Consider the following 864-nt stretch of genomic DNA (forward strand, 5'->3'; position numbering starts at 1 on the left):
GCTGGACGGGCGGCGGCGGGGCTGGCGTGTTCACCACAGCCGCCACGACGGGCTCGGGGCGCGGCGCGGGCTGAGGGGCGGGCTGAGGCGTGGGTTGCGCCGCGACCTGTGGCGCAGGTTGGGGCGCAGGTTGAGGCGCGGGCGCCGGGGCTTGGCGCGCAGGCGCGGTCACATAGGCCTGGGGCGCGGTGTTGGAGGGCGCGGACGCAGAACCATAGGTCGGGTTGTAGAAGGCGGTGGCGGGCGTCAGTCCGGGGCGGGGCGCCTCGCGGCTGGGCGCGGCGATGCGGGCCAGGGGCACGGCGGAGGGCGCGTCCAGTGTCGCTGCTGTGCGGACCGGGCGCAGAGCGGGCTCGCTGCGTGCGGCGGCAGGTTGGCGTGTCGCGGCCTGAGGCGTCGCGGGCTGGGACGCAGTCGTCTTGCCCGGCCAGGACAGGTAGCGCAGTCCGGCGCTGTTGGTCTCGGCCTGCTGGGCGGACGCTGCGCCAGCGGCGGCGCTGACGGCGAACAGGGCGGTGGTGAAGACGAGGGCGCTGCGCAAGGCGGCTCTCCGGTGGGAAGAACAACCAAGACGTTAGCGGCTCAGCACTTAATCGCGCGCTAACGTAATGCGCTGCCGGTGATCTTGCGGGCGATCCAGGCGACGGCGGCGTTCAACAACAGGCCCAGCACCGCCAGACAGACCAGCCCCGCCAGCATTTCGGCCGTCCGCAGCCGGTTGCCCGCCTCCAGCAGCCGCCAGGCCAAACCTTGCGTCGCGCCTGAGCCGGAAACGAACTCGGCCACCACGGCGCCGATGACGGCCTGTCCCGCGGCGACCCGCAGGCCTTCCAGCGCGAAGGGCAGGGCGGACGGCAGGCGCAG

Annotated in this window: 1 protein-coding gene and 1 pseudogene; both read right to left on the reverse strand. The window is 74.0% G+C overall.

Annotation, left to right across the window (positions count from 1 at the left end; genetic code table 11):
- Positions 1–541 (reverse strand): annotated as a pseudogene (locus QZ281_RS08025) (hypothetical protein); the annotation flags it as partial.
- Positions 542–600: 59 nt separating this feature from the next.
- The coding region (locus QZ281_RS08030) for an ABC transporter permease subunit (RefSeq protein WP_292226940.1) at positions 601–864 on the reverse strand (264 nt) is incomplete at its 5' end.

Origin of the sequence: Brevundimonas sp. (assembly GCF_018608325.1) — a bacterium.
GTDB lineage: Bacteria > Pseudomonadota > Alphaproteobacteria > Caulobacterales > Caulobacteraceae > Brevundimonas.